At 53.7% G+C, this 1036-nt stretch carries 1 pseudogene; it reads right to left on the reverse strand.

From position 1 onward, the window contains the following. Window positions 1-510: 510 nt before the first annotated feature. Window positions 511-885 (reverse strand): annotated as a pseudogene (locus AB4083_RS22895) (phage portal protein); the annotation flags it as partial. Window positions 886-1036 lie beyond the last annotated feature (151 nt).

Raw genomic sequence — 1036 nt, forward strand, 5'->3', positions numbered from 1 at the left:
CTACTTAGGGCTGCGCAACATCAGTAAAAAATGGACGCTTCCAATCCATGATTGGAAGGCGGCGCTCAACCGCTTTACCATCCAGTTCGAAGGCCGCATCCCTCAGCTTTAAAGCGATCCCGTTTACACAAAAGTCTGTACAAGCCCCGCTCGCATTTTTCCAAGTCCTCCACTAGCTCCTGGAGAATGATCTATGGCACGTGGTCCCGATCTCATTGCATCGGTGCACTTCTTCCCCAGTTCACGCGGTGGGCGTAAAGGGCCAACGCCACCTCGAATTTTTCGCTGCCCCCTCGAATTTCAAGGCGAAAAATTTGACTGTGGATTACACCTGGAAGAGGTAGGAGCAATCTCACCCGGCATGACCGTTACTGTTCCTATCACTTTGTTGTCCCCTGCATTGGTGAAGCCGCGACTCCGGGTAGGGAGCATCTTCACTCTATGGGAGATGGGAGCTATAGCTGAAGGTAAAGTGGAAGAGCTCATACCTTCCACTTAGGACAGCAAACACTAGGTATGGTGACTATCAATACCTGTAACGGCGTAGTCAGTGAACGAGACGACTTCATCACCAAGCCAATCGTTGATCTGGCGGAAGCGCGCCATCAGTGGCAATAGTTCATTGATCGCAAACACCTGCGCCGCCGGCACCACCGATCCGAATCCGGTGGTGCCGGTGGGCACTAGGCCAAGCAGTTGCGGCGGGACGCGGTGCGCAGCAAGCACATCGTCACGCGTAACGTTCTTGATACTGAAGAACTCATCCTTGGCCGCCACCTCACTAATCGGCATCAGCTGCAGGCCATCCTTCTTGCCATTGGGCGCATAGATGAAGAGGTTGCGGAAGTTGCCCGGCCCCTTGCTGTTCTTCAGCGCGTCTCGGATGCCGGGGCTTGTACAGACTTTTGTGTAAACGGGATCGCTTTAAAGCTGAGGGATGCGGCCTTCGAACTGGATGGTAAAGCGGTTGAGCGCCGCCTTCCAATCATGGATTGGAAGCGTCCATTTTTTACTGATGTTGCGCAGCCCTAAGTAG

This window comes from Dyella sp. 2RAB6 (assembly GCF_052115385.1).
Taxonomy (GTDB): domain Bacteria; phylum Pseudomonadota; class Gammaproteobacteria; order Xanthomonadales; family Rhodanobacteraceae; genus Dyella_D.